Source organism: Verrucomicrobiia bacterium, from assembly GCA_035629175.1.
Lineage (GTDB): Bacteria > Verrucomicrobiota > Verrucomicrobiia > Limisphaerales > DASXHY01 > DASXHY01.
On sequence record DASPIL010000037.1, the window covers coordinates 63,541 to 88,604 of the forward strand.

13 protein-coding genes are annotated in these 25,064 nt (G+C 58.9%); 5 read left to right on the forward strand and 8 right to left on the reverse strand.

Translation table 11 applies throughout. The features are described from left to right. Nucleotides 1-317 precede the first annotated feature (317 nt). Together VEH04_06085 and VEH04_06090 are read right to left on the reverse strand one after the other, a co-directional pair. The gene (locus tag VEH04_06085; GenBank protein HYG22335.1) at nucleotides 318-2,177 is read right to left on the reverse strand and encodes a PQQ-dependent sugar dehydrogenase; all 1,860 of its coding nucleotides are present in this window, start codon (nucleotides 2,175-2,177) and stop codon (nucleotides 318-320) included. Nucleotides 2,178-2,179: 2 nt separating this feature from the next. After that, nucleotides 2,180-2,593, reverse strand: coding sequence for an Ohr family peroxiredoxin (locus tag VEH04_06090; protein ID HYG22336.1), 414 nt, complete (start codon nucleotides 2,591-2,593; stop codon nucleotides 2,180-2,182). 286 nt (nucleotides 2,594-2,879) lie between these two features. On the opposite strand from VEH04_06090, the gene VEH04_06095 reads away from it, so the two are divergent. After that, nucleotides 2,880-3,908 (forward strand): DUF3500 domain-containing protein, encoded by a 1,029-nt coding sequence (locus VEH04_06095; GenBank protein ID HYG22337.1) that lies wholly within the window; start codon nucleotides 2,880-2,882, stop codon nucleotides 3,906-3,908. An 883-nt stretch (nucleotides 3,909-4,791) separates the two neighbouring features. On the opposite strand, the gene VEH04_06100 is transcribed toward VEH04_06095, so the two are convergent. Continuing rightward, nucleotides 4,792-6,924, reverse strand: coding sequence for a hypothetical protein (locus tag VEH04_06100; protein HYG22338.1), 2,133 nt, complete (start codon nucleotides 6,922-6,924; stop codon nucleotides 4,792-4,794). Nucleotides 6,925-7,198: 274 nt separating this feature from the next. Then, the gene (locus tag VEH04_06105; GenBank protein ID HYG22339.1) at nucleotides 7,199-9,628 is read right to left on the reverse strand and encodes a hypothetical protein; all 2,430 of its coding nucleotides are present in this window, start codon (nucleotides 9,626-9,628) and stop codon (nucleotides 7,199-7,201) included. 1,032 nt (nucleotides 9,629-10,660) lie between these two features. On the opposite strand from VEH04_06105, the gene VEH04_06110 reads away from it, so the two are divergent. The 3 genes from VEH04_06110 (at nucleotide 10,661) to VEH04_06120 (ending at nucleotide 16,461) form a co-directional block, all read left to right on the forward strand. Beyond that, nucleotides 10,661-13,507 carry an aconitate hydratase gene (locus VEH04_06110; protein ID HYG22340.1) on the forward strand — a complete coding sequence of 949 codons (2,847 nt, stop codon included), beginning with the start codon at nucleotides 10,661-10,663 and terminating at the stop codon, nucleotides 13,505-13,507. Between the two features lie 285 nt (nucleotides 13,508-13,792). After that, the gene (locus VEH04_06115) at nucleotides 13,793-15,460 is read left to right on the forward strand and encodes a putative manganese-dependent inorganic diphosphatase (GenBank protein ID HYG22341.1); all 1,668 of its coding nucleotides are present in this window, start codon (nucleotides 13,793-13,795) and stop codon (nucleotides 15,458-15,460) included. Between the two features lie 137 nt (nucleotides 15,461-15,597). After that, nucleotides 15,598-16,461: a hypothetical protein gene (locus VEH04_06120; GenBank protein ID HYG22342.1), complete on the forward strand. Its 864-nt coding sequence runs from the start codon at nucleotides 15,598-15,600 to the stop codon at nucleotides 16,459-16,461. On the opposite strand, the gene VEH04_06125 is transcribed toward VEH04_06120, so the two are convergent. From VEH04_06125 to VEH04_06140, 4 genes are all read right to left on the reverse strand, one after another. Next, nucleotides 16,462-16,767, reverse strand: coding sequence for a zf-TFIIB domain-containing protein (locus VEH04_06125; GenBank protein HYG22343.1), 306 nt, complete (start codon nucleotides 16,765-16,767; stop codon nucleotides 16,462-16,464). 384 nt (nucleotides 16,768-17,151) lie between these two features. Next, nucleotides 17,152-20,592: a condensation domain-containing protein gene (locus tag VEH04_06130; GenBank protein HYG22344.1), complete on the reverse strand. Its 3,441-nt coding sequence runs from the start codon at nucleotides 20,590-20,592 to the stop codon at nucleotides 17,152-17,154. 171 nt (nucleotides 20,593-20,763) lie between these two features. Beyond that, nucleotides 20,764-22,632, reverse strand: a complete 1,869-nt coding sequence (locus VEH04_06135) for a glycoside hydrolase family 20 zincin-like fold domain-containing protein (GenBank protein HYG22345.1) — start codon at nucleotides 22,630-22,632, stop codon at nucleotides 20,764-20,766. 20 nt (nucleotides 22,633-22,652) lie between these two features. Then, complete coding sequence (locus tag VEH04_06140) at nucleotides 22,653-23,201, reverse strand: 3-isopropylmalate dehydratase (protein ID HYG22346.1); 549 nt, start codon at nucleotides 23,199-23,201, stop codon at nucleotides 22,653-22,655. A 221-nt stretch (nucleotides 23,202-23,422) separates the two neighbouring features. Here VEH04_06140 and VEH04_06145 point away from each other — a divergent pair, with 221 nt between their 5' ends. Continuing rightward, nucleotides 23,423-25,063: a rhamnogalacturonan acetylesterase gene (locus VEH04_06145; GenBank protein HYG22347.1), complete on the forward strand. Its 1,641-nt coding sequence runs from the start codon at nucleotides 23,423-23,425 to the stop codon at nucleotides 25,061-25,063. The last annotated feature ends 1 nt before the right edge of the window (nucleotide 25,064 follow it).

Genomic DNA, 25,064 nt, shown 5'->3' on the forward strand with positions numbered 1-25,064 from the left:
TCTGCTGTATAGATTGCGCCCTGCTTCGACCGATTGATTCCGTCTAAACATGAATCCCGCAACTTGCATTCATGTGCAGAAGATGGGATGGGAATCAGTCTGACTCTGATGTCGGTGTTTGGACTACAGGGACCCCATTCCCTGCGATCACCCGCGAACGCGGCGCGGGTTTTCAGACCTGCCGTATGGCCGTGCTTTCAGGCCGGCAAAGCGTCACCGCAGGCAGGTAAGCAAACCTGTCCACCCTCGCAGTAGCTGCTACGGAGGACGGGCGATACAGCAGACTCGGAGGTCCGCGCCACGGATTTGCAGCGCCCTTATTGCTGCCGCGCGCGGTAGAATCGGAGCGGAATGTCGATTGACTCGTCGTCAACGAGGTTCGTCGTGGTGCCGGAAAGCGTGTTCGTGCTGATGGCGTTCCAGCTCTCCAGAAGGTTCGTTGCCGCCTCGAGCACATAAGTCGATCCCAAATGGCCCTGCAGTTGCAATTCGAGCGGGAAGATTCCGGGTTCAGAAACCACCTGCAACGACGGCGGCTCAACAGGAAGCACGACCGTGTCGAGGGCATGGACCGTGACATTCTGGTTTTCCAAACCAGGCGCGGAAACTTCCAGTTGCGCAAGATCGGATTCCGAATCGGCATCGGCGTCCGCCCGCACGTACACCGGCTGTGGAACGTTCCAGTTTGTTGGCGAGAACGTGAGCGACGCTCCCTCCATCACGTCAACGTCAGCATCACCGCTGGCCCGCGCGATCGACACCACGACATCTTCGGCGGGCGCCGCCGCTAACCGCACGGAAATTGCCGAGATCCCATCTTCGGCCATGCGGACGATGGTGGGCGTGACGATGAGCTGCTGAGTTGTGAAGTTTGTGAAGGCGGCGCGGCGCAGCCCTCCCGCATGATTGCCGTAATACAGCGCGCCATCCGGACCAATCGCAATGTCGATCTGCTGCGACGAACCCGTGATGAAATAGTCAACGCTGCGCACGCCATTCGTGGAATCGAGGACGGCTCGCATGATGCGGCCCGAATTCAGGTCGCCGTAAAAGAAATTCTGCCGGTATTCGAGCGGCACTGCGGTGCTGTCATAAAAAGCGCCGCCCGTGACACAACCGCCCTGGCTCAACGTCTGTGCCGATCCGCTGCCGCTCGCGACGTCGGATCCGAATTGCTCTGCGGTGAATACATTCGAGGCCGGCGTCGATGCAACGTAAACGAATCCCGTTAAGCTGGTGTTTCCGACGCCCGTAATGTTCAGGCGTTCTCCCTGCCGAAAACCGTGCGATCCCACTGTCGTAAAGGTTGCGATGTTGTTCGTCCTCACGGCGCCCGTTCCAGGGACAAGATTGCGCGTATCGGTTCCGTTGGTTCGATATTTTATTTTCGGAACGATGTAGCCCGGAGGCTGGTTGTTTTCATAATCGTTCCACCCTGCGTGGCCGCCTGCGTGAACCTGAAAAATCTGCTCGTATGAAGTGCCCACGCAATTGACCCAAAGGTCGCCGGTTGCCGGCTGAAATGTCAGCGTGAAGGGATTGCGAAATCCGCGGGCCCAGATGAAATCGTTGTTGCCGCCGGGGCCGTCAACAAACGGATTATCATCGGGAATCGATCCATCCAGATTGGCTCGTCCCACCTTTGCGGCAAGCGACGTAAGATTGGCATCAACGCCTGACCCGTTTCCGAGGTCGCCAATCGACCAGTAAAGTTTTCCATCAGCCCCGATCCCGACGCCACCTCCATCGTGGTTGCCACCGAGGGTCGGAAGGTTCGGAACGATGACGGTTTTGTTTGTGCCGATATCACCCACGGCGGTATAGCGGATGATCTGCTGTTCCGAAGCGGAAACGGTCACGAAAAAATAGACGTAGCCATTCACCACAAAATTTGGATCGAAACAGAAGCCGATGAGCCCGCATTCGCCGCCTGTGTAAATCGGGGAGATCGTAGCAAACGGTGTTGGAGCAAGTGTTCCGTTCTTGATGATGCGAACGCTTCCGCCCTTGTGCGTGAGAAACAGGCGGTTGGATCCGTCCGGCGCCCACGCCATCCCGGTGAGCTGCGACGGAATCGCGGCGAAAGCCGTGTCCTGGAAGTTGGTGTCGAGAATGGCCGCGCGCGCGGGCGTGGCAATCAGCAGTGCAAGACAAAGCGCGGCGCGCATGAATTTCATATTCAGTCGACCACGAGTTTGACGCTGTTGTCGCCGCGCAGTGCCTTTGAGTAAGGGCACGTCTGATGCGCCTGCTGCATGATCCGTTCGGCCTGCGCGCGGTCGATTCCAGGGAGCTGCCCGTGCAGTTCGACACCCAGGCGGTATCCGCCCTGATCGTCCTCCTGCAGACTGACGAGCGCGCGAACGACGGAATCCTTGACGGTCGAGCCCAGTTTCTTGGCGGCATTGATAAGGGCGCCGTGGTAGCAGGCGGAATAGGCGGCAGCGAAGAGCAATTCAGGGTTGGGTCCGCGCTTCTCGGCGCCGGCTTCGAGCGGGTTGCCGAGGGTGACATCGAGCAGGCCATCAGGATTTTGGACCGTGCCTGAACGACCGCCGCGGGATATGGCTTCAGCAGTAAACAGAGTTTTCATAAAAGGATAAGGGAACGGCCGGACGGCCAGCCGGAGCCCGGATTCTGGGATTCCAGCATATGAAAATACAGGAGGTAAAGAACCCAGCAACCGGGGAGCGCGGCGATGAAGAAAAGAACCTGCTGTTTATGTGGGTGGCTCCTCCCCCGGCCGCCTCCTCCGGCTTCGCTTGGAAGAGGGCGAGTTTAAAATCAACCAATTCGATCACACACTTTTAATTGCGCCCAGCGCTGCGCTGCATTCATTTCCAGGTTGCATTTGGCGGCGGCCCTGCTTGGGTATGGCCATGATTCCCTCCAGCGTCGCGTGCAGAATCCTTCTCTGCGCGGTTCTTACAGGCACATCCGCGCAGGCCGATGCCGCCGCGCCCCAGGAAATGGCCGGGGCCGCAGTCCGCTTCCTCGACGCGCTTTCGCCGGAGCAGCGTGATAAGGCGTGCTTCGACTTCAAAGGCGAGGAGCGTTTCAACTGGGACTTCGTGCCGCGCGGACGCAAGGGCATACCGTTCCGCGAAATGAACACGCAACAGCAACAGCTTGGCCGCGCACTCCTCCGCAGCGGCCTGAGCCAGCAGGGTTACACCAAGGCCACCAATATCATCACGGTCATCGAACAGGTGTTGCGCGAGATGGAGAATCAATCCGCGCGCCGGGATCCAGGACTTTACTGCGTCACCGTGTTCGGGTCGCCAACGAACGCAGCCTGGGGGTGGCGCGTCGAAGGACATCATCTGTCGCTCAACTTCACCGTTGCGAGCAATCAGGTCCTTGCGTTCAGCCCTTCCTTTTTTGGCTCAAATCCAGCTGAGGTTCCGCACGGGCCGCACAAGGGATTCCGAACCTTCGCCGCAGAGGAGGATCTTGGGCGCGAACTGGCTATGTCGTTTACGCCTGATCAGCGCAAACGGGCTGTCATTTCAGCAACCGCACCGCGTGAAATCCTGACGGGAAGTTCCCGCAAGGCGAGTCCCCTCGAACCTCTGGGCATTGCCCATGCCGAACTCACCAGCGAGCAGCGGCAGCTGCTGGAGAAATTGCTGCGGGAGTATGTTTATCGCTTCAAGGAGGAAATCGCGGACAAGGAATGGGCAAGGATTCGGGCTGCAGATTTGAGCAAACTGCATTTCGCATGGGCAGGCCCGTTCGAAAAAGGGCAGGGGCATTACTATCGAATCCAAGGGACAGACTTTCTCGTTGAATACGACAACACGCAAAACCAGGCGAATCACATCCACACGGTATGGCGCGATTTTGACAACGATTTCGGCCTCGACCTTCTGCGCCAGCATTACGAGCACGGCGGGCATTCGCACTAGTGGGAACGATTCAGTTGGACATCGGGGCGAAACCACTCATCGGACACAGCGCGCAGAGCCGCAACCAAAGCGGGAAAGGGGGAACGGGTTTACGCGAATTACGCGACTAAGCTTAGACTGCATCTTCCTCCCCTCGCCTGCGACGCAGGAGCGGGAGAGGGGCCGGGGGAGAGGGTGCTCTGATTCATTCTGCAGCGTGACGTCATTTTCCGGCTTAAACGCTCCTCCTCTCCCCAGCCCTCTCCTCCGCTCCGAGCGGAAGAGAGGGAGTTGAGAATGAGCCTGCAGTAGTAAGCATCTGGGCTCGTTCAGGCTACACATTCCCCCCTCGCCTGCGACGCAGGAGCGGGAGAGGGGCCGGGGGAGAGGGCGCTCTGATCCATTCTGCAGCGTGAGGTCATTTTCAGGTTTAAACGCTCCTCCTCTCCCCAGCCCTCTCCTCCGCTCCGAGCGGAAGAGAGGGAGTTGGAATGAGCCTGCAGTAGTAAGCATCTGGGCTCGTTCAGGCTACACATCCCCCCCTCGCCTGCGACGCAGGAGCGGGAGAGGGGCCGGGGGAGAGGGTGCTCTGATCCATTCTGCACCGTGAGGTCATTTTCAGGTTTAAACGCTCCTCCTCTCCCCAGCCCTCTCCTCCGCTCCGAGCGGAAGAGAGGGAGTTGGGAATGGAGCTGAGCCTGGCGACTCACACATCTGTTCCGATACATCAACAACGGCTTTGCTGATTCGGGTGAATTCGTGTTTTTGCGCCCACCGGCTTCAACTGAGTCGTTCCGGCTTAGCTGCTCGAGACGCTGCACCTTTACTCGCCTGGTCCAATTCCAAAGAAGGCGCGGACGAATTGTCCGCGCCTTCGTAGTAGATCGTGTTTGCTGCGCTGTGACTACGGCGTTGCGATTCGGTAGAAGCGCTCGCCGCTTGTGGCCGGTGAATTGGTGTAAGAGGTTGAACCCGCCAACCCAGGAACAGTCGCATTTGTCGTCCAGGTCGGCGACGTCAACGATTCCGTCGAGAGGATCGAATAGTTTCTGCCGGCAACCGATTCCCAGGTCAGTTTAACATTTCCCGGTGCCAGCACTTGAATGCTCGTGATCCGGAATGGCGCCAATACCACCGCCGCTTCCTCAACCTCAACCTTGAATTGAGTGACAAGGAAACTGTCGGCGGTCGTCGCCTGGTTGTTCGGACGAATCCCAAACGCATCAAAGCGGGTGTAAGCAAAGTTCGTGTCCGTCACGGTATGGGAGAAATCCAAGGCGCCTCCCACAATGCGCACCGTAAAGTCAACCGCGTTGACGGCTTTGCGGGTGACGGAGAGTTCGATCGTATATTCAACCCCATTTTCGAAGGCGGGATCTCCGTTGAATTCGCCGTTCGCCGGCCCGCTTCCAAGCGAGACGTAATTCGCCGTTGTTCCCATCAGATCACTCGCACCGAGATTATTGCGCACGTAGAGCGAGACGGGAGTATCGGTATTGAATGCGGTTCCGAAGTTCACCGTGACCATGTATCCGCGAACGCCAGTTCCGTTACCCGCACTGCCGCCAAAGCCGTCGGCTGTGACGCGCGTGCCGCCATCCGCGTAATCGAAAACACCGAATCGCATGCTGTTTCCACCATTGGCCACGACATTGTTCGGCGTGAAAACCCACGTCGCCTTCAAGGCACGGCCGACATCCAGATGCACGGGCTGCGCGAGGTCTTCTGTGAAGTAACCAAGCCACAACGCAGAGCCAGTCGGAGGAGTCGCAGTCATGCCGGCACCGCTTCCGGAATCGAGCCCCGATGTTCCGTACCAAACGGAATTGCTGATGGCGACCGGGGGATCCTGATGCACGAAGTCGGCGAACCGATCATCAACAACAACGCCGACCGCCGTCGGCACGGCAGCCTGAACGGTAAGATTCGCCACGCTTGACGTGATGGAGGAGCTGTTGCAGGCCACTGAGGCGATTGCCCGGTATTGTGCGCCGTTGTTCTGCAATGTCAGGATCGGCGTGGTGTAGAGCTCGTTCGTGGCTCCAGCGATGTTATCCCAGTTCGATCCGCTATTGGTGCTGATCTGCCATTGAATTGTGGGGAGCGTGCCTGTTGGAACAATTCGGAAGCTCGCCGAAACGCCCTCAGAAACGTCGGCACTCACCGCGTCGGTCAGAATTCCAACGCCCGTGCACACCGTGCCTGTGGGCGTCACGTCAGCCCACGATGTTCCGACGCGAATTTCGTCCAGGAACAAGCTCGCGACCACTTCAGTTCCGATATGATAAATGTAAAACGATGACAACGACTCTACGTCGAACCCGGAGGTCGTGGCCAGGGTAGGGGACGGGATTTCGTTTTCAGGGATGTTCAACGCAGTGGGATCAACCCACAACGCGACTTCGTCTTCGGCTTCCGGGTCCCAGGTGTATCGCAACACGACGAGGTGTGTCCCGGGACTGAGCGGTGTTTCGCTTTCAATCCCGATGCCGGCGTTTGAGCTTTTGCTGATCGCCAGAGTGTTGTTCGAGGTAAGCCAGACACCAGCCATCGAAGTGCTGCCATTCCCTGTGGTGGCGTTGTCCAGTTTGGCGAAGAGGCGATTCTCGCCAGAGGCGGGGATTTCCAATGCCTGGACCAGGAACGATGCGTACAGCGTTCCCGAGCTTTGGGTGGTGAATACAAATCCGCGACTCCGAGTCGCGCTGGTGTTATTCGTGCGGATGTACAAGCCCGTGGTCGGAACGGGATTGGTGGCAAGATTCGGATATGTCAGAGCCGCCGGACCGCCGACAATCACAGCGCTTCCACCGCCGGCTGAATTGCCAATCGTCCAAACGGACGCCGAACCGCCGTTGCCCAGCCGCTTCGCCGGGAAATTGGAACCGCCGGCCGGTACGGCGACGGTTTCATCAACGGGAGCGTTTGTATAGGAAGCCGGAAAGGGCTCGTAAAAAGGAAGCGGGAATTGGGCTTCCGCGTTGTGGCTCCCGAAAACCGCAGCGAGGCCAGTGAGGCCAAGAATTAAACTTCTCATTGTGTTCGCATTCATAATGCAGGTCTGAGCTTCCAGTCGTGGTTACCTTCCTCGCCGCACGCATTCGCCGTCGCGGTCTGCGCTGCGACATGGAAATTGATGGTTGAATGGTGACTATCCTTCCTGCCGCTCTGTTTGACCACTTCTCATTCTGCGAAGGATATTGAAAATCATGCAAACGAGCGGTGTCCGCGTCCCGTCCCTCAACGCTCAATCCTTTCGAGCGTCGCATGGCGACAGATACAAACCGGCAGGGTGTTTTCGATCTTCGATTTCAGGGCGCGGCAAACGCCCGATAAAACCGCGGCGTAACTTCGGACGGATCCGCGTCGTTGATCGGGATCGCGGTCGGCGTCACAGAATTTGTGCTGATCGATGTCCAATGGGAAAGGTCGCTGATGGAACGTTGAACCACGATGTTGGTGGCTTCTCCGCCGCGAACGTCGAATTGGAACGCGCCAGGCGATGTTCGCATCGAGGAAACGACGATTCCCGGCGCGGCATCGAACGCGGCCAGATACGATATCGGGCTTCCGCCCACGGAAAGGAAGTTCCCGCCCGTGACGAGCAGATTGTCACCGAGTGCCATCGAGCGAACCGCGGCTCCGAATCGCGGGTTCCATGATCCTGCCTGGCCGCTCAAGCCTCCGTCATACAGCGTCACACTCCCGCTATTCGTTCGAAACGCGCCGCCCAGGCCATTGAATGTTCCGCCGACATACAACGCTGAGGTGCCGCGCAGCAATGCGTATACGCGGGTCGCAGCGACAGAACCTGCGTCAGGATTCCAGGAAAGAATGCCCAGTCCGGAACCGCGCTCCACCGCGGCGATGCGATTGCGCAGGATCGAACCGATGCTTGAGAACGCTCCTCCCGCATAAACAACATCGCCTGAAACAACAAGGTTCGAGACGCCGCCGTTTGGATTCGGGCTCCAGGCTTCGACTGCGGCGTCAATCATGGACAACGCTGCAAGATTTGTGCGGAACGCGCCATTGACCGTGGAAAAGTCGCCGCCTATGACAAGCGAATCGCCGTCGACGACCAATCGGGAAACCGCGCCCGCCGTCGAAGTTCGGAAAACCGGTGGATTCCAGGAAGTTGGCTGGCCATTTGCCAGTTGCACCGCGAACAGGTTTGTGCGCGGTTGCGCGCCAACATTCGTTGTGTTGATGCCGCCAACGAACAACACGTCTTCAGTGATCGCCATATCGAGCACGGCCACGCCAGCCCGCCCGCGAACGTCCGGGTTCCATGCGCTGGCCAAGCCGGTTTGGGTCGAGATCGCTGCCAGGCGATTCCTGGGCTGCCCGCCAATATTGGTGAATGAACCGCCAGCATAAAGGGTCTCGCCAGCCGCGATCAGCGCTAAGACGCTTCCGTTTGCGTTTGGATTCCACGCCGTGGCTTCACCGGAATTATTGTCGATTGCAGCAATGTTGTTTCGAACCGCGCCGCCGATGCTTGCAAACGATCCGCCAACGAACACCTCATCGCCCGCCAATCGCATCTCAAAAACGCTTGCGGGGATCCCCTGGTCGAGATCCGACGCGGCGGGTGCCCAGGGCAGGGCCGCTCCGGAAGTAACGTCCAACGCGGCGGAATATTGCCGGCTTGCGCCACCGATCTGGGTGAACCCACCGCCTGCGTAAAGAACGTTCCCGGAAAGGATCAGCGTGTTCACGTTTGTGTTAGGGAGGGCATCCCACGCCGTGGGAAGTCCTGTGGTGAGATCAATCGCGGCCAGTGAAGCTCGGCCCAACCCGCTGACCGTCGTGAAGTTTCCGCCTGCGTAAAGCACGCCTGCGCCGACAACGATGTTGCTGACGCCGCCGCCCAGGATGTTTGGGTTCCACGGCAGCGCGGTGTCACTGTTTGCGCTCAGCGCGGCGATCCGATTTCGCGGTTGGCCGCCAATTGTGGTGAAGCCGCCGCCCGCGTAAATCGTGTCGCCGCTGACCGCGATCGTCGCCACGACGTGGCTGGAACCCGGATTCCATGCAGTGGCGCGGCCTGTTTCAAGATCCACTTCCGCGATGCGCGTGCGGTTCGAACTGCCGATCGTGGTGAAGTTGCCGCCGACGTAAAGGGTGTTCAAGGTGGGTTTCAGCGCGAACGTATTGACGAACTGACTTGCATTGGGGTCCCACGCTGTAGGCTCCCCAGTAGCGAGATCGATGGCCCCGATCCGATTGCGGATGATCCCGCCAAGGCGCGTGAAATTTCCGCCGACGTACAAGACTCCGTTATGAACCAGCAAAACCCGGCATTGGCCGTTTGGGTTTGGGCTCCATGAGGGATTCACGACGTTGTCGGCACGCACGTGGGCGAGGTTGGTGCGCACGGTCCCGCCAATATTCGTAAACGAACCTCCGACAAACCAGCCTCCCGAGCCATCGGGAACGGCTGCGAGAACGGAGCCTTCGATTTTTGGGAAACCACGTTTCGCCTGGCCTGTCGCAACACTGATCACGCCTGCACCGCCGGAATCGGGACCGACGTAAGAGAACGCGCCTCCCACGTAAGTTGTGGCGTTCGTGATGACAATCGCCTGAACCGGTCCATCGAGCCGCCAGAAACGCGTGAGCGGTACATCAGAGGGTTGCGCAAGGGCTGGCAACTGAAACAACACATGCAGCGATGCAAAAATCAATATGACCGCGACACGGCACACCAGGGGCAGGGTGATGGGATTGGGATTCATAAGCTGTTGGACGTTGGTTGGTAATTGTCCGTTGCCTAGCCGAGTGGGATGAACGCTTCTACCCCGGCGTCCATGGAATGTAAAGGGATTGTTCCGGAAAATCCCCGATGCGAGCGTGCTTAAAGATGGGGTGGGATTCCGCGCATCAGACGTTTGGGAATCCTGAAGGATTGTAAGTCGGATCTGCTGTGGCTTAAATTCGGTTTTTGTGTTCTGCGTACTGCTATCCCACAACTTTTGTTTTTTTGGCAACATCTCAGGCTGTGATCTTCGTAAGCTTCAACATCAGTGTCTCGAGCAGCTAAGCCGGAACGATTCAGTTGAAGCCGCGGACGCAAAACTACGTATGGACCTACGTATGGACACGAACTCACACGAATGAGCACAGCCCGCGCTGATGTAATCGGGACAGATCTGTGAGTCGCCAGGCTCAGCTCCATTCTCAACTCCCTCTCTTCCGCTCGGAGCGGAGGAGAGGGCTGGGGAGAGGAGGAGCGTTTAAACCGGAAAATGACATCACGCTGTAGAATGGATCAGAGCACCCTCTCCCCCGGCCCCTCTCCCGCTCCTGCGTCGCAGGCGAGGGGAGGAATGTGTAGCCTGAACGAGCCCAGATGCTTACTACTGCAGGCTCATTCTCAACTCCCTCTCTTCCGCTCGGAGCGGAGGAGAGGGCTGGGGAGAGGAGGAGCGTTTAAACCGGAAAAGACATCACGCTGTAGAATGGATCAGAGCACCCTCTCCCCCGGCCCCTCTCCCGCTCCTGCGTCGCAGGCGAGGGGAGGAAGATGGAGTCAAGCTAAGAACGCTGTGTCTTTCGTGGATAAGCTCAGGAGCCTTCTTTGCGCGAAGTGGTCGTGATTGAACTTGGTCCGGCGATAATCCTACGCGTTCTGATTTCGCACGTGGACCGCGCGGGAGACGGGCACACTCGGTGAACGTGCTCGTGCGTTGACTTGACGCCAAAACGCAGCCCGTTACTGTTTCGAACCGAACTACCGGCCGGTCTCGTGCCTGCCGGACAATTTTTTTATGAACGAAGCACACAATCTCTTTGGGACATTGCAGAAGTTTGACTCGGGCGGGGGAAAACAAGGCGCCTTTTATTCGCTGCCTCAATTGGAGAAAGCCGGCGTTGGACCCGTGTCGCGCCTCCCCGTTTCAATCCGCCTCGTCCTCGAATCCGTGCTCCGCAACTGTGATGGCAAACGCGTCCAGGAACCCGCTGTGCGCGCCCTCGCCAATTGGAAGCCTGTCGCCGAACGCACGGAGGAAATCCCATTTGTGGTTGCCCGCATCGTTCTCCAGGATTTCACAGGCGTTCCGCTCCTGGTGGATTTGGCCGCGATGCGATCCGCCGTCGCGCGGCTCGGCAAGAATCCCAAAATCATCGAGCCGCTGGTTCCCGTCGATCTCGTCGTCGATCATTCCGTTCAGGTGGACTTCGCCGGCACAGTTGATGCGCTTCGCAAGAACCTGGATCTTGAATTCCAGCGGAATCGCGAGCGTTACCAATTCCTGAAATGGGGAATGCAGGCTTTCAACACGTTCAAGGTCGTGCCGCCGGGAATTGGCATTGTTCACCAGGTGAACCTGGAATACCTCGCCAAGGGGATTCTCGAGGCCAACGGAGTTTTCTACCCTGACACGCTCGTCGGAACTGATTCGCACACGACGATGATCAACGGTCTGGGAATCGTGGGTTGGGGCGTGGGTGGGATCGAGGCGGAAGCGGGAATGCTGGGCCAGCCGGTTTATTTTCTGACGCCGGATGTCGTGGGCGTGCACCTGACAGGCGCTCTTCGCGAAGGTGTCACCGCCACGGATCTCGCGCTCACCATTACGCAGCTGCTGCGAAAGACAAAAGTAGTGGGCAAGTTCGTCGAATTCTTCGGACCCGGCGCGCGCGCGCTGCCCGTTGTGGATCGCGCCACGATTGCGAACATGGCGCCCGAATACGGCGCAACGATGGGCTTCTTTCCCATTGATGAAGAATGTGTTCACTACCTGCGCGCGACGGGCCGCACCGAGGAAGCCTGCCGCGCTTACGAGAATTTTTATCGGGCGCAGGGATTGTGGGGCATGCCGCAGAAGGGTGATGTGGAATACTCGCAGGAAGTGGAACTCGACCTCGCAACCGTTGTCCCGAGCGTTGCCGGTCCCAAGCGGCCGCAGGATCGAATCGAGTTGCCGAAGTTAAAGGACGAGTTTGTGACGGCGTTCGGCAGGCCCGTCACGGAGAACGGTTTCGGCAAATCTCGGGGCGACCTCGACAAGTTTTTCCCTGTGTCGGCCCGCAGCACATCCAACCCGGGCGGCGGCGGCAGCCAGGAACCGGTGTCGACCACGAAGGCCGCGGCGAAAAACACGAATCCGCTGACGGAACTGGAAATGGCGAACAACCGTCCGACACCCGACGCAGTCCGGTCGAGCTTGCCCATCGAGGAAGGACAGATTCGACACGGCAGCGTGTTGATCGCGGCGATCACGAGCTGCACGAACACGAGTAATCCTTCAGTGATGCTTGCGGCGGGATTGCTTGCAAAGAAGGCAGTGGAGCGGGGGCTTCAAGTGAATCCGATGGTGAAGGCTTCGCTCGCGCCCGGATCGCGGGTGGTTACGGATTACCTGGAGAAGACGGGCCTTCAACCGTATCTCGACCAGCTCGGATTTAACCTTGTCGGCTATGGCTGCACGACGTGCATTGGAAACTCCGGACCGCTGCCAGCCCCGATCGATGATGCCATCAGCAAGCATGACATTGTGGCAGCGTCAGTCTTGTCGGGAAACCGCAACTTCGAGGCGCGCGTGCATCAGAACATCAAGGCGAACTTTTTGATGTCGCCACCGCTGGTGGTGGCGTTTGCGCTTGCAGGACGCATTGACATTGACCTGAGCCGCGACGCGATTGGCAACGGGAGCGACGGCTCGGCCGTTTATCTGAGGGACATCTGGCCGACGTTGCAGGAAGTGCGTGATCAAATGCAGGCAGCGCTGAAGCCTGAAGTGTTCCGCCAGTTGTATCGCGACTTTGCCGAGCAGAATCCCAAGTGGAACGAAATTCCCGCGAGCACTGGAGATGTGTATGCGTGGGATGACAAGAGCACCTACATCCAGGAACCGCCATTCTTCACGAGCTTCGGTTTGCAATGCGGCGAGATCAAGGAGATCAAGGCTGCGCGCGCATTGGGAATTTTTGGCGACAGCGTGACCACGGATCACATCTCGCCCGCGGGTTCGATCAAGAAATCTGCGCCGGCTGGGAAATACCTCCTGGAGCACGGCGTCTCAGCTGAGGATTTCAACAGTTACGGCTCGCGCCGGGGCAATGACCGGGTGATGACGCGCGGCACCTTTGCGAATGTGCGGATCAAGAACCTGATGGTTCCCGGGACCGAAGGCGGCGTGACGAAGTTCCAACCGACCGGTGAAGTGATGAGCATCTTCGATGCAGCGATGAAGTATGCGGATCACAACACGCCGTTGATCATTATTGCGGGCCAGGAATATGGCACCGGCAGTTCCCGCGATTGGGCTGCGAAGGGCACGGCGCTGCTGGGCGTGAAGGCTGTGGTTGCGCAGAGTTTTGAGCGCATCCATCGCTCCAACCTGGTCGGAATGGGCGTCCTGCCGCTGCAGTTCAAGGATGGGACCACGGCGCAAACGTTGAATCTCGATGGAACCGAAATCTTCGACCTGCTTGGGCTGGACAAAAACTTAAAACCGCAACAGGACCTCACGCTGCAGATCAAGCGCGCCAGCGGCCAGATTGATTGCGTGCCGGTTCGCTGCCGCATCGATACGCCGATTGAGATTGATTACTATCAGCACGGCGGAATTCTGCCGTTCGTGCTGCGGCAATTGATGGCAAAAGCCTAGAAGCGCGGCGTTCACGCCGCTTGAACGTTGGGACTTGGGGCGAAGGGAGCGCGGACAGCCTTGTCCGCACGTATTTTAGCGGCGTTGCTTCCGGCGGACAGGGCTGTCCGCGCTCCTGAGATGCGCTTCAGCAAGTTCCACCCGTCCCGCATGTTTGCCGTTGAAGCAGGCTGAAGCCTGCGGTCCGCAGCCCGGGGTGGGAGATTACCCGACGTCCCAAATGCCTTCAAATGGGCCGTTTTACTTGCTGTCACCCACAGCCCCGTTTAGCTTCGCCGCGTTCCCATGAGCGAGATTCTGGTTATTGGCCATCGAAATCCGGACACCGACGCAATCTGTTCGGCGATCGGCTACGCGGAATTCAAACGCCGCACGGGATCTCCCGAAGCCGTGGCCGCGCGATGCGGGGATACAAACGACCGAATCGACTTCGTCCTGAGCACGTTCGGCGTGCCGGCCCCGCGTTTCGTGGCCGACGTTTCGCCGAAGGTTTCCGATGTCATGCAGAGGCGCGTTTTGAGCGTGACCCCGGAAGCAACCGCGGCGCAGGCACTGCAGCTCATGGATGAACGCAGCATCCGCATCCTGCCCGTGCTCGATTCGCAGCAACATTGCCGCGGCCTCCTTTCACTCTTCAAGCTGAGCAAATTCCTGTTCCCCGCCGGAAATCGCCTCGTCGATTCGCGCCGTGTTTTTTCGTCATTGAAAAGTCTCACTTCGACGCTCGAAGGCGAATTGCTGGTTGGGTTCGATGCGGAACAGGAAGAGGATCTGATCATGTTCATCGGGGCCATGAGTGCCGAATCCTTCAAGGAACGCATAGAATCCTTCCTGCGCGAGAAACTGATCGTGGTGGTGGGCGACAGGCTGGACATCCAGGAAACTGCGATTCGTGAGGGCGTGCGGCTCGTGATCGTGACGGGCGGCCTCAAGGTGGAGAAGCGGCTGATCGAAGCGGCGCGGCGAAAACGCGTGAGCATTGTGCTCTCGCCGCATGACACGGCAACCACAGCGGCCCTGTCGCGCGCGGCAGTTTCCGTTCGGCACGTGTTGAATGAGGAATTTGTCTGTTTCCGGGAACACTCGCCGCTGGCATCCGTGCGCGACGAGGCGACATCGTCCGGCCATCAGATTTTCCCTGTCCTGGATGAAGAAGGGAGAACCATTGGCATTCTTTCCAAAACCGATTTTTTAAAGACGGTGAATCGCCGGTTGATCCTTGTCGATCACAACGAACTCTCGCAGGCGGTCCAGGGGGCCGATGAAGTGGAAATTCTCGAGATCATCGATCATCACCGCATCGGCGCACTCACAACGCAGCAGCCGATTCTTTTCCGCAACGAACCTGTAGGATCAACGAGCACGATCGTGGCGGATTGTTTTTTTCGGCAGGGCATTGAGATGCCGCGGGCGATAGCGGGACTGCTGCTGGCGGGTGTCGTGTCGGACACGCTGAACCTCACCTCGCCGACAACGACTCCGCGGGATCGTGAAATATTGCAGGAGCTCGAGAAGCTCGCGCAGGTGAACGCGCGTGAATTCACGGAGAAGCTGTTCGCGTCGGGATCGTTGCTGACGCTCAAGCCCGCGCCGCAGGCAATCACAACCGATTGCAAGGAATACCGCGAGGATGGCGTCACGTTCAGCGTGGCGCAGATCGAGGAAGTGGGTTTCGATCAATTCTGGCTGCGCAAGCAGGAACTTCTCGACGCGTTGGAAGCCTTTCGCGCGCAACGCGGCTATCACTTTTCCGCGCTCATGATCACGGACGTGACGACGCAGAATTCGATGTTGCTGGTCAAGGGCGACGAAGAGTTCGTGGATCGGATCAACTACCCGCACCGCGAGGAATCGATTTTCGAATTGAGGGATGTGGTCTCGCGCAAGAAGCAGCTCCTGCCTTATCTGACCCATTGCCTGCGACAGACCTCGGTCGCGAACCCAGTCAAGTAGCGCAGGTTTCTCCCGACGATTCGAGACTGTATCGCAGACGTCTTCGCCTGCTGGGCGTTACTCATCGCCACGACCAGGGTGACGCGCACGCGTTTTTTCGGATTGCACCCACTGCAGGACGTCACGATTCTCTTCAGGTGAAGAACTGTTCCCGGAAATTTGCTGCGGCTTTCATTTGGATCGTGGCGCTGCAGTGCATGGATGCTCACTCAGCCCAGCCGCCGTCGCCGCAGCGCGTGCAAAAGGCCAAGGGAATTTTTCAAGTGGGACGCATCGCCAATCCGCGGATTGATGAAAGCTCGGGTGTGGTGCCCGCCGCCAAGGCTGATCAATTCTGGACCCATAACGACGGCAAAGATTCCACTCTCTTTCTAATCAACGCCTCGGGCGAATCGCTCGCCCAGTTCACCGTCATTGCACCATCGGTCGGTGATTGGGAAGACATCGCGCGGGACGAGCAAGGGAATCTTTATCTTGCGGACGTGGGCAACAACTTTGCAGTCCGCAAGGAAGTGGCGGTGCATCGCTTTGCGGAACCCGTCGCCGGTGAAACTAACGGGTCCGTAAAGGCCGACAAATCATGGCGCCTGCGCTTTCCTGAGGCGGCATTCGATTGCGAGGCATTCTTCGTCTGGCGCGGTGACGGCTACCTTGTGTCGAAAGTTTTCAATGATCAACGCGCTGTGATCTATCGTTTTCCCCTCGAATCCACCAACACCACGATCACCCTTGAACGCGTGGTTGAGCTGCCTGTGACATCGCCAGTGACAGGTGCGGACTTGTCCGCGGACGGCGCCACGCTGGGCCTCGTGACGGGCAGTGGCTCGTACTTGTTCCGTGTCGCAGGCAATCTGAAGCGGGCAGGGGAGGTGCGGCCTCGGTTTGCAGGTTTTCGCGAGGGGCAGATCGAGGGATGCTGTTTTGTGCCGGAAGGATTGCTCGCCGTTTCGGAAAAGCGGCAGGTGTTTCTCTACACACCCGCCGCCTATCGCGACAAATAATTACAACCCGCTCAGCGCCTCGGCAACAAACTGAACGGCCAGGCTCACGGCTTCTCCCACAACTTCGCCGGCAATTTCGAACCCGGTGTCGGCGACAGCATCCCATCCGCTGGTGCTGTGATTGCTTTTCGATTGCACGATTTTTTCCCATTCGCCGAGATCAAGCCAAACGCCTCCGCATGCCCCGCAAATATCAATCTCCACCCCGCGATGACGCAGCGCGGCCATTGGCGAACGATCCACAGGACATTGCATCGTCGCGCCGGGTTTGGGTGCCGTCTTCGTCAATCCGAGCGCATTTTTCACGGCTGCAGCGGGAAGCCATAATCCGGAGCAACCGCTGCACTTTAATGATGAATGTCTATTTGTGGAAATCACTCCGAGGCGCGCTCCATCGCGGGGACACAGCGGGGGCGTCGACGGACGTGATAACACGTGAACGGAATGCAGAGGGGTTTTTGGTGACGCATTCATGGCCGAATGCTCGTCCCGGGCATTCAAAAGCGCGACTGGAAATCCGTGCCTGGATTATAGCCGCGGGTTTTGCCGGGCAGATCCACTTCCACGTTAAAGCGACCGGAGCTTTGATGTTTGTGGAGCAGGTCCGTGCCTGCCGGCTTGGAAGCCGGCGGTACAGCCCGTCCTCCGCCGCAGCCTGCTGCGGAGGGCAGGACAGGTTTGGAAACTGCGCTACGAGTTACACTCGGCCGAGAGGCCGCATCGGGCGGCCGACGCCTGGTTAGCGATATGACGCGCGATGGGCGCGTTGGGATTGTCGAGCATTTCGCGCAGCAGCTTTTGGAAGCAATCGGCCAGGGCTCGCGCTTCATCGCGCGTGAAGACCGCAACCTTGTATTCGAGGAACAGCGAAATGCGCTCCGGTTGTTCCGCAATGAAACACGACAAGTCAAACTGCGCGACAGGTGGAAACACCGGCTGAACGGTAACTTGAACGCCGCCCATCGTGACCTGCTCAAGGGAATCGATCGGCCCGAACCACGCCTGCAACAGGCGCGCGCGTTCGCCGCCAGACCTGGCAGCGAGCGCCTGCACCTTTTCAAATGGAACATCGGCGTTCGCGAACGCATCCGCGGTCGTGCTTCGAACGCGGTCCAGGAGCGAGCGCCAGGAATCGTTCGGCTCGATGCGCGAGCGGAGCGGCAGCATGTTTACGAAACAGCCCAGGAGCGGTTCGGTTTCGAAACGGCGACGTCCGGATTCGGGCGATCCCACAACGAAATCCGCAGCGCCACTGCACTGCGCCAGCAACACGCGATAAATCGTCTGGAGCGTGATAAAGCTTGTTACGTTGTTGCTGGCGTTGCATCGACGCAACTGCTGCAGCAACGAACCTTGGAGGACAATTTCCAAAACTTCACTGTCGGCGGCCGCGTCGTCAGGGCCGGATCGGGGAGCGCCGAGACTCAAAGGCTGCGGGACGGAGGCGAACTTCGTTTTCCAGAACGCACTTTGTGATTCGAGGGCAGCATCCGCAAGCCAGCGCTGTTGCCACGTTGCGTAATCCGCATATTGCACGCCCAGCTCTGGCAACGTGCTTTCCCGCCCCGCCGTGATATCCGAATACAAGGATGCGAATTCCTGGTTGAAGACGCCGAGCGACCATGCATCGGTCACAATCTGATGCCACGCGAGCAGCAGGAGATGATGATCCTCTCCCAGGCGAACGAGCTTCGCGCGCATCAGCGGCCCGCCTGCGAGATCGAACGGGCGGGAGATTTCGATCGACATCAAATTGGAGATAACACGCGATTGCTCCGGCTCGGGCAGGTGCGAAAGATCGTGCCGTGGCAATGGAACCTGCATCTCGGGCAGCACCGCCTGCACGGGAATGGAATCCATGGCATACACCGTCCGCAGAATTTCATGGCGTTGAACAATCTGGCGCAGCGCCGCTTCCACAGCCGGAACATCGAGACTGCCCTTGAGCCTGAATGCGCGCCCGATGTTGTAAAGCGACGTTCCCGGATCAATCTGATCGGCAAGCCAGAGCCGCAATTGCGAATACGAAAGCGGAAGAATCGCGGTGCGTGGCGCGGGGTGAATGGGCGGGGGCGCATCCGCATCGGGCTCCTTCGATTGATGCGCGGCTATCCATGCCGCCATGCCGGAAATGGTGCCTTCCTCGCCAAACAATCGGTGCAGCGGGAAATCGATCCGCCACTGCTCGCGAATCCTCGAAGCGATTCGGGTGGCCTTCAGTGAGTCCCCACCGACCTCAAAGATATGCGCTGTGGCGGGCAGATTGGCTCGGTTCAACACCTCTTCCCAGATGCGAGCCACCGCGGCCTGCACGGAATTGGCGGCAGGGATCGCTGACACCGTTGTTGCTTCCTCCAGCGGCTTCAGGACCTCGGCAAAGCTTCCCGCCTCCAAAGCCTTCTTGAGGTGCGTGCGTTGAATTTTGCCGCTGGTGGTTTTTGGAAAGGTTTCGCGAGTCAAGGGCACAACAAACCCGGGAGTAATGCCAAGAGTTGCAGTGACGCGCCTGCGAATGGATTGGGCGAGTGCCTTGACGTCTGCCGCGGCGGCGGGCACAAAAAAGACCGCCAGTGTTTCCGTGCCGGTTTCCGGATCGCTTGTTCCGCACGTTGCGGCGTAAGTGGGCTCGACGCCAGGAATGCTGTTCACCACATCCTCGACCTCGTAGCAGTAATATTTCGCTCCGCGGATGATGATCATTTCCTTCTCGCGGCCTGTCAGGAAGAGTTCCCGATCCGCAATGAATCCGAGGTCGCCGGTGTTAAACCAGTCATCACCAACAAATGCCTCCTCGTTCGCTGCGGGATTGTGATAGTAGCCCGGCGTCACTACGGGCCCCTTGATTTGAAGGCGTCCAATCTGGTTTTCACGGAGCGCTTCATTCTTCTCGTTCGCAATGCGCATCGCGATGCCAGGCGTGACGGTTCCCAGGCTCACGAACTCGACGCTGTCGCCCGATTCGCTCAGCGTTTCCTGCAGATCCCCGCTCAATGAAGTTTTCGCATAGCGGCGGGCGCCGCTCATTACGCCGAAACTGTTCGCGTAGGTCATGCACGTGCAGACTTCAGCCATTCCGAAAGCCGGTTGCATGGCCGATTCACGCACACCGAATGGGGCCGTTGCTTTCAGAAATTCGCGCACCACAGGCATTGTGACCTGCTCGCCCGCGTTCATGAAGAAGCGCACCGACGATAGATCCCAGCAACGATTCGTCACCCGCGCCAATTGATCGCTGATGAGTTTAAATCCGAAATTCGGCGCCCAGGTATGCGTCGCGCGAAAACGGTCGAGCAGATCGAGCCAGCGAAGCGGCTCTCCGAGAACCAGGCTGGCAGGTGCGTGAACCTGCTGGCATCCGAGATAGGTGTCTTTCAGGTGAAACGTCAGGATCGGCACCACGTGATCGAATGGCAGCCAGTTTACCGTGATATCATCCGTTGAATAACGGTTGAATGCGGCGGAGGAATGAATGTGCGCGATAATGCTCGAGTGCTTCTCCTGAATGCATTTCGGAACGCCTGTGCTGCCCGACGAAAGCTGGATGAACGCGATGTCATCCGGCTTCACCGCGTGGGGCGTGGCTTCCGCGTCGCACCGCACCAACTGCTGCACGCTGAAGGTTCGCATGCCTGGCATCGATGCTATTGCCGCAAGTCCCTGGACCTCCGGCTTCAAGCGTTCTGTTGTGATGATGACTGGCTGATCGAGCAATTGCCAGGCGTTGGCGAGCTTGTCCACCACGCCGTTGCGCTGCGTGTAAGTCGGCGCGATGGCGACCGTTGTCGGGACAATGCCGCCGAGCACGCACCCCCAGAACGTTGGGAAATGGTCCTCAAGGGAATCAACCTGCAGCAGCGCCCGGGATCCGGGTTTCAGCCCTTCGCGCTGCAACCCCGCCAGAATTCGCCGGGCTCGCTGCAGGATTTCGCGATACGAGACAAATGTCGATTTGCCCTGTGCGTCGACAAAATGAATGCCCTTGTTGGGAAAGCGGGTGGCCGTATTAGTCAAGGCGTTGGTAAGGGTCGTTGGCGCTTGAGGATCAATGACCAGGGGCGTGCCTTCGACGTGTGCCAGCCGGGATGTTGTCCTTGATGGGAAGCAACTCGGAGCGACAGTTTCAATTTGCATAAGGGTCTGGAAACACAGCGAAACCATTTTGCTCCCACGGGGTGGATTGGGAATCAGGTGTGAACCCCAACGGGGCGGGTGGTGGTCGTTTTGGCACGAGGACATCTGCCACGCAGCGCCGGTTTCCAATCTAACTGCAAGTCGGCGCTCCGGAGGCTCTGCTTGAGATGCTTAGCACCGAGCGACCTCTGGGCGAAAATGAAGAATGCCACGCTGATAATCATCGCGCCGCCATTCCAGGAACGGAGGAGGCAAACCCTTGTTGCGTTTCCGCCAGCAGGTCAGAAATTCCGTCTCCAGTTGGCCCAAAGCTTTCACGCCCCGCTTCGCCAGCGCACTCGCTGCTCGACGGTCATCCCGCGCCCGCGCCTGTTGCCACTGCATGTAGCGACACGATTCAGCTGCCATGCGCGCTGCGAGATCCAGTTCAACTCCCAAAACCTTGCCGCTGGATGTCGAGGGTCGCGCACGGTTCAGAAGCTTTCGCTGAACTTCTATTTCGTTCAAGGCGGCTGCGATGCGGGAGCCCGGGATTCGCGCGTAGTATTTCAAACCGTTGCGGCAAAAAAGTTCGCGCTGATCAGGCAGGGGTGCTGCGAGCGTTGCGCCCAACGGCGTCGCGTTCGGTTCAACGTAGCCGAGTTTCCGGTGTGCCAGCCCTAACGCGGTTGCGGCCGTCGCAGCGAGGTGTGTTGGATCGTGGAACACATCGCGGCTCAGCACGGGGACCATGAGACGCTGATCATGCTTCTTTCCACACCAGGCAAGACTCGCGCCGGCGAGGTAAGGAACAAAGCTCACCGCAAGGGGTTGTGGATGCCCGCCGTCGCCCCAGTCCGTGATCAAATAGCCGCCCGCCCCGTGACGCATTCCGGCAGCCGCGGCGGCGCGAAGGTTCGCAAAGGCGTTGTCGTGACGCCCGATCAATGTCATCCAGGTCGATGTCCCCGGGCAGACATAGAACGGAATCTTTGCGCGCCGAAACTGAGCCGCTTCGCGTTGGAATGGATGATCGGCCTCGTATCCCCAGTTGAGGGCAATGGCGTTGCGCGGCAACTCGCGGATGAGCTTCGGATACTTGAGGATGATGTCGCCCCAGAACATCATCGCAAGCCCGCGCCTCGTAACCTCCCGATGAACGCTTTTCAGGAAATCCAGGTAAACGCGGCCTTTGCCGACTTTCTCACATGAACTGCGGCTCTGGCCGAGCCCAAGGTCCCAGGTTTCGTCGCACCCCACGTTGAAGCGATCGCTGGAAAAATTCGGCAGCAACTCGTCGTATAGACTTCGGAGAAAGGGCAGCGTGCCTGGATTCCGCGGAGCGAGCGTTGACGGATATCGCAGGAACCCGCCCCCTGTCGCCTCATACGGTTCGCTCACTTCAGCGAGATGCCGGAGCGGCGGAAATGCGAGGAATTCACGCAGATGCCCAAACGAATTCTGATTGGGCACAAGGTCGATGCCCAGTCTACGACAATGTCCATTCAACCGCGCGATTTCGGGGGCTGTAAGCGCTGATGTTTTTTTCCAGACGTCACGATAGGCGGCGTAGGCGAACGTGTGCTCGGTGTAGAGTTGCAGTTCGTTGATTTTGAAATCGGCGAGCTTGTCCGCAAGGTCGAACAGGGTGGCGAGACGCGGAACCCTGCCGCGCGAGATGTCGAGCATTACGCCGCGCCGCGGAAAATCGGGCCAGTCGCGAATCCGCAATCGCGGCAGTCTCCTGCCGTATTCGCGCAACAGCTGCCGGAGCGTGGCGATCGCTGCGTGAAGTCCAGCCGTGGTAGAAAATCCGATTTCCATGTCAGCTCCGATGGCGAGTTCATACGCCTCGGGTGACTCATCGAACTTGCGTTGGACGAGCCGCAGCGTGGCGCCGGGTTTGTCCGTTGCGAGGCGAAATTGAAACCCGGCAAGCCGGGCGCACGGGTCGCGAACCTCCGCGAGGGAATCGGATGCGGCGGCTATTCGCCGTGATTTGGGCAGACAAAAAACCCCCGCGTCTCTTTTGAGCTCGCGGGGGAAGGGGAGAAGATGCATTCGACGCAGGGGCGTCGATGTTAACGCGCGATCATTCCGCTCTTGCGCGCGAAGTTGAACAGGCCCCCGGCATCCACCACGGGACGTACATCGCCGAGCGGCTTGAAGTTGAAGACCTTTCCATTCTTTTGAACGGTGACCGTGGCGGCGTCGAGGTCGACGGTGACGACATCGCCTGTTTGCAATTCATCGACCAGGCGCGTGGTCATTTCGCACGGATACAATTCTCCGGTGGAGACGCAGTTGCGGAAGAAGATGCGCGCGAAGGTTTCCGCGAGCACGACCTTGCACCCGGCCGAACCCATTGCGATGGGGGCGTGTTCACGGGAGCTGCCGCAGCCGAAATTTTTCCCGGCGACAACGATGGGATACTCGGAATCGAGCTGGCCTTCCTGGACGAAACGCGTTTTGTAAAGTGATTCGGGCAGGCCGCAGAGCGCGTAGGAACCGAGCTTCTCGTATTCTTCAGGCATGGTGGGCACCAGGTTCAGAAACTGCGCCGGAATGATCTGATCCGTGTCGATATTGTCGCGCACCACATAAACCGGCCCGGTAAAAACTGATTGCATGGCAAAAGCTTGCGGCCAGAACCACGTCATTTCAACCAGAATTCGAACCTGGGTGCGGCGCGCGGCGTTCACGCCGCTTGAACATTGGGACTGAGATGCGTTTGGGCAAGTTCCACGACCCCCGAGTGGGTCACGTTGAAGCAGGCTGAAGCCTGCGGTCCGGCACGCGGCGTTCACGAGGCGCTATTGCAGCCGAACACGGTATGGAACATCATTGCGCCATGAACTCCGTTGCCTCCACCTTCCTGCCGCTCGTCTGGTTTGCACTGGCTTTGTTTGGCAGCGCCGCTCTCCAGCTGCAGGGCCAGCCGCATTCAGCAGCGGCTCCCCTCGCAACGGCCCCGGCTCCTGATCTTTCAACAAATCCACCGCCGGGCGTGACCGCGATGCATTCCAACCTGCCTTCCATTTTTATCGCCGGCGATTCCACCGCGGCTCGCGGATCGGGCGATGCACAGATGGGCTGGGCCGTTCCGTTTGCGCGCTACTTCGATCCCGCCAAGGTCAACGTCATCAACCGCGCGCGCGGCGGACGCAGCAGCCGCACGTTCATCACGGAAGGATTATGGGATGCGCTGCTGTCCGATGTGAAGCGAGGGGACATCGTACTGATTCAATTTGGCCATAACGATGGCGGCGCAATCAACGACGCCTCGCGCGCGCGCGGCTCGATTCGCAGCCTGGGTGAGGAAACCCAGGAAATCGATAATCTTCAAACGAAGCAGCACGAAGTCGTTCGCACATTTGGATCTTATATGCGGCAGATGATCGCCGACGTAGAATCGCGCGGGGCCACTCCCGTTGTGCTGTCGCTCACCGCACGCAACATCTGGCGCGACGGCAGAATCGAGCGCGGTTCAGGCTCGTACAGCGGTTGGGCGTCGGAAATTGCGCGGGCCGCGAACGTCCCGTTCATCGACCTGACCGAATTGATTGCAACGCAATTTCAAGAGATGGGATCGAATGCGGTTGCCGAAATGTATCCGCGTGATCACACGCATTTCAATTCTGTTGGAGCGGAACATCACGCTGCTGCCGTGGTGTCGGGACTTAAAGGGCTGTCGAAAAGACCAGTGAACAGATGGCTTTCCGACGCTGGCATTGCTGTGCGGCCCGATCCGTCCGCCTCGCATCACTTCGCGCGCCCGCGGAATCCGCGGCTTCCGACTTTGTTTCTGGTGGGCGACTCCACAGTCCGAAATGGCCGCGGGGATGGCGCAGGCGGCCAATGGGGATGGGGCGATTTCATAGGACAACATTTTGATGCGGATAAAGTCAACGTGGTGAATAGGGCGCTCGGCGGAACCAGCAGCCGCACTTTCTACAACAACCTGTGGCCACGCGTGCGAACGGCCATAAAGCCGGGGGATTTTGTGATGATGCAGTTCGGCCACAACGATGGCGGGCCCTTGAACGATTCATCGCGAGCGCGTGGAACGATTCGCGGCACGGGCAGCGAAACCGAAACCATCGACAATGAGATGACCGGAAAACCCGAGGTGGTGCATACGTACGGCTGGTACCTGCGGCAGTTCGTTGCCGAGACCCGTGCTCAGGGTGCCACGCCGATCATCTGTTCATTGGTTCCGCGCAAGGCATGGCGCGACGGCAAAATCGTGCGCAGCAAGCCGGGTTACGCGGGATGGGCTGCGACGATTGCATCTGAAGAAAAAGTGCCGTTCGTGGACCTCCACGAGATCATCGCCACGCGTTACGAGCAACTCGGCCGTGAGACAGTGGATGCGCTCTTTGCCGATCAACAAACCCACACGAGCGCTGCCGGAGCAGAAACCAATGCCCAATGTGTCGTCGAGGGATTGCGTGGGCTGCCCCACAATCCACTCGCGACATTTCTGAAGTAGG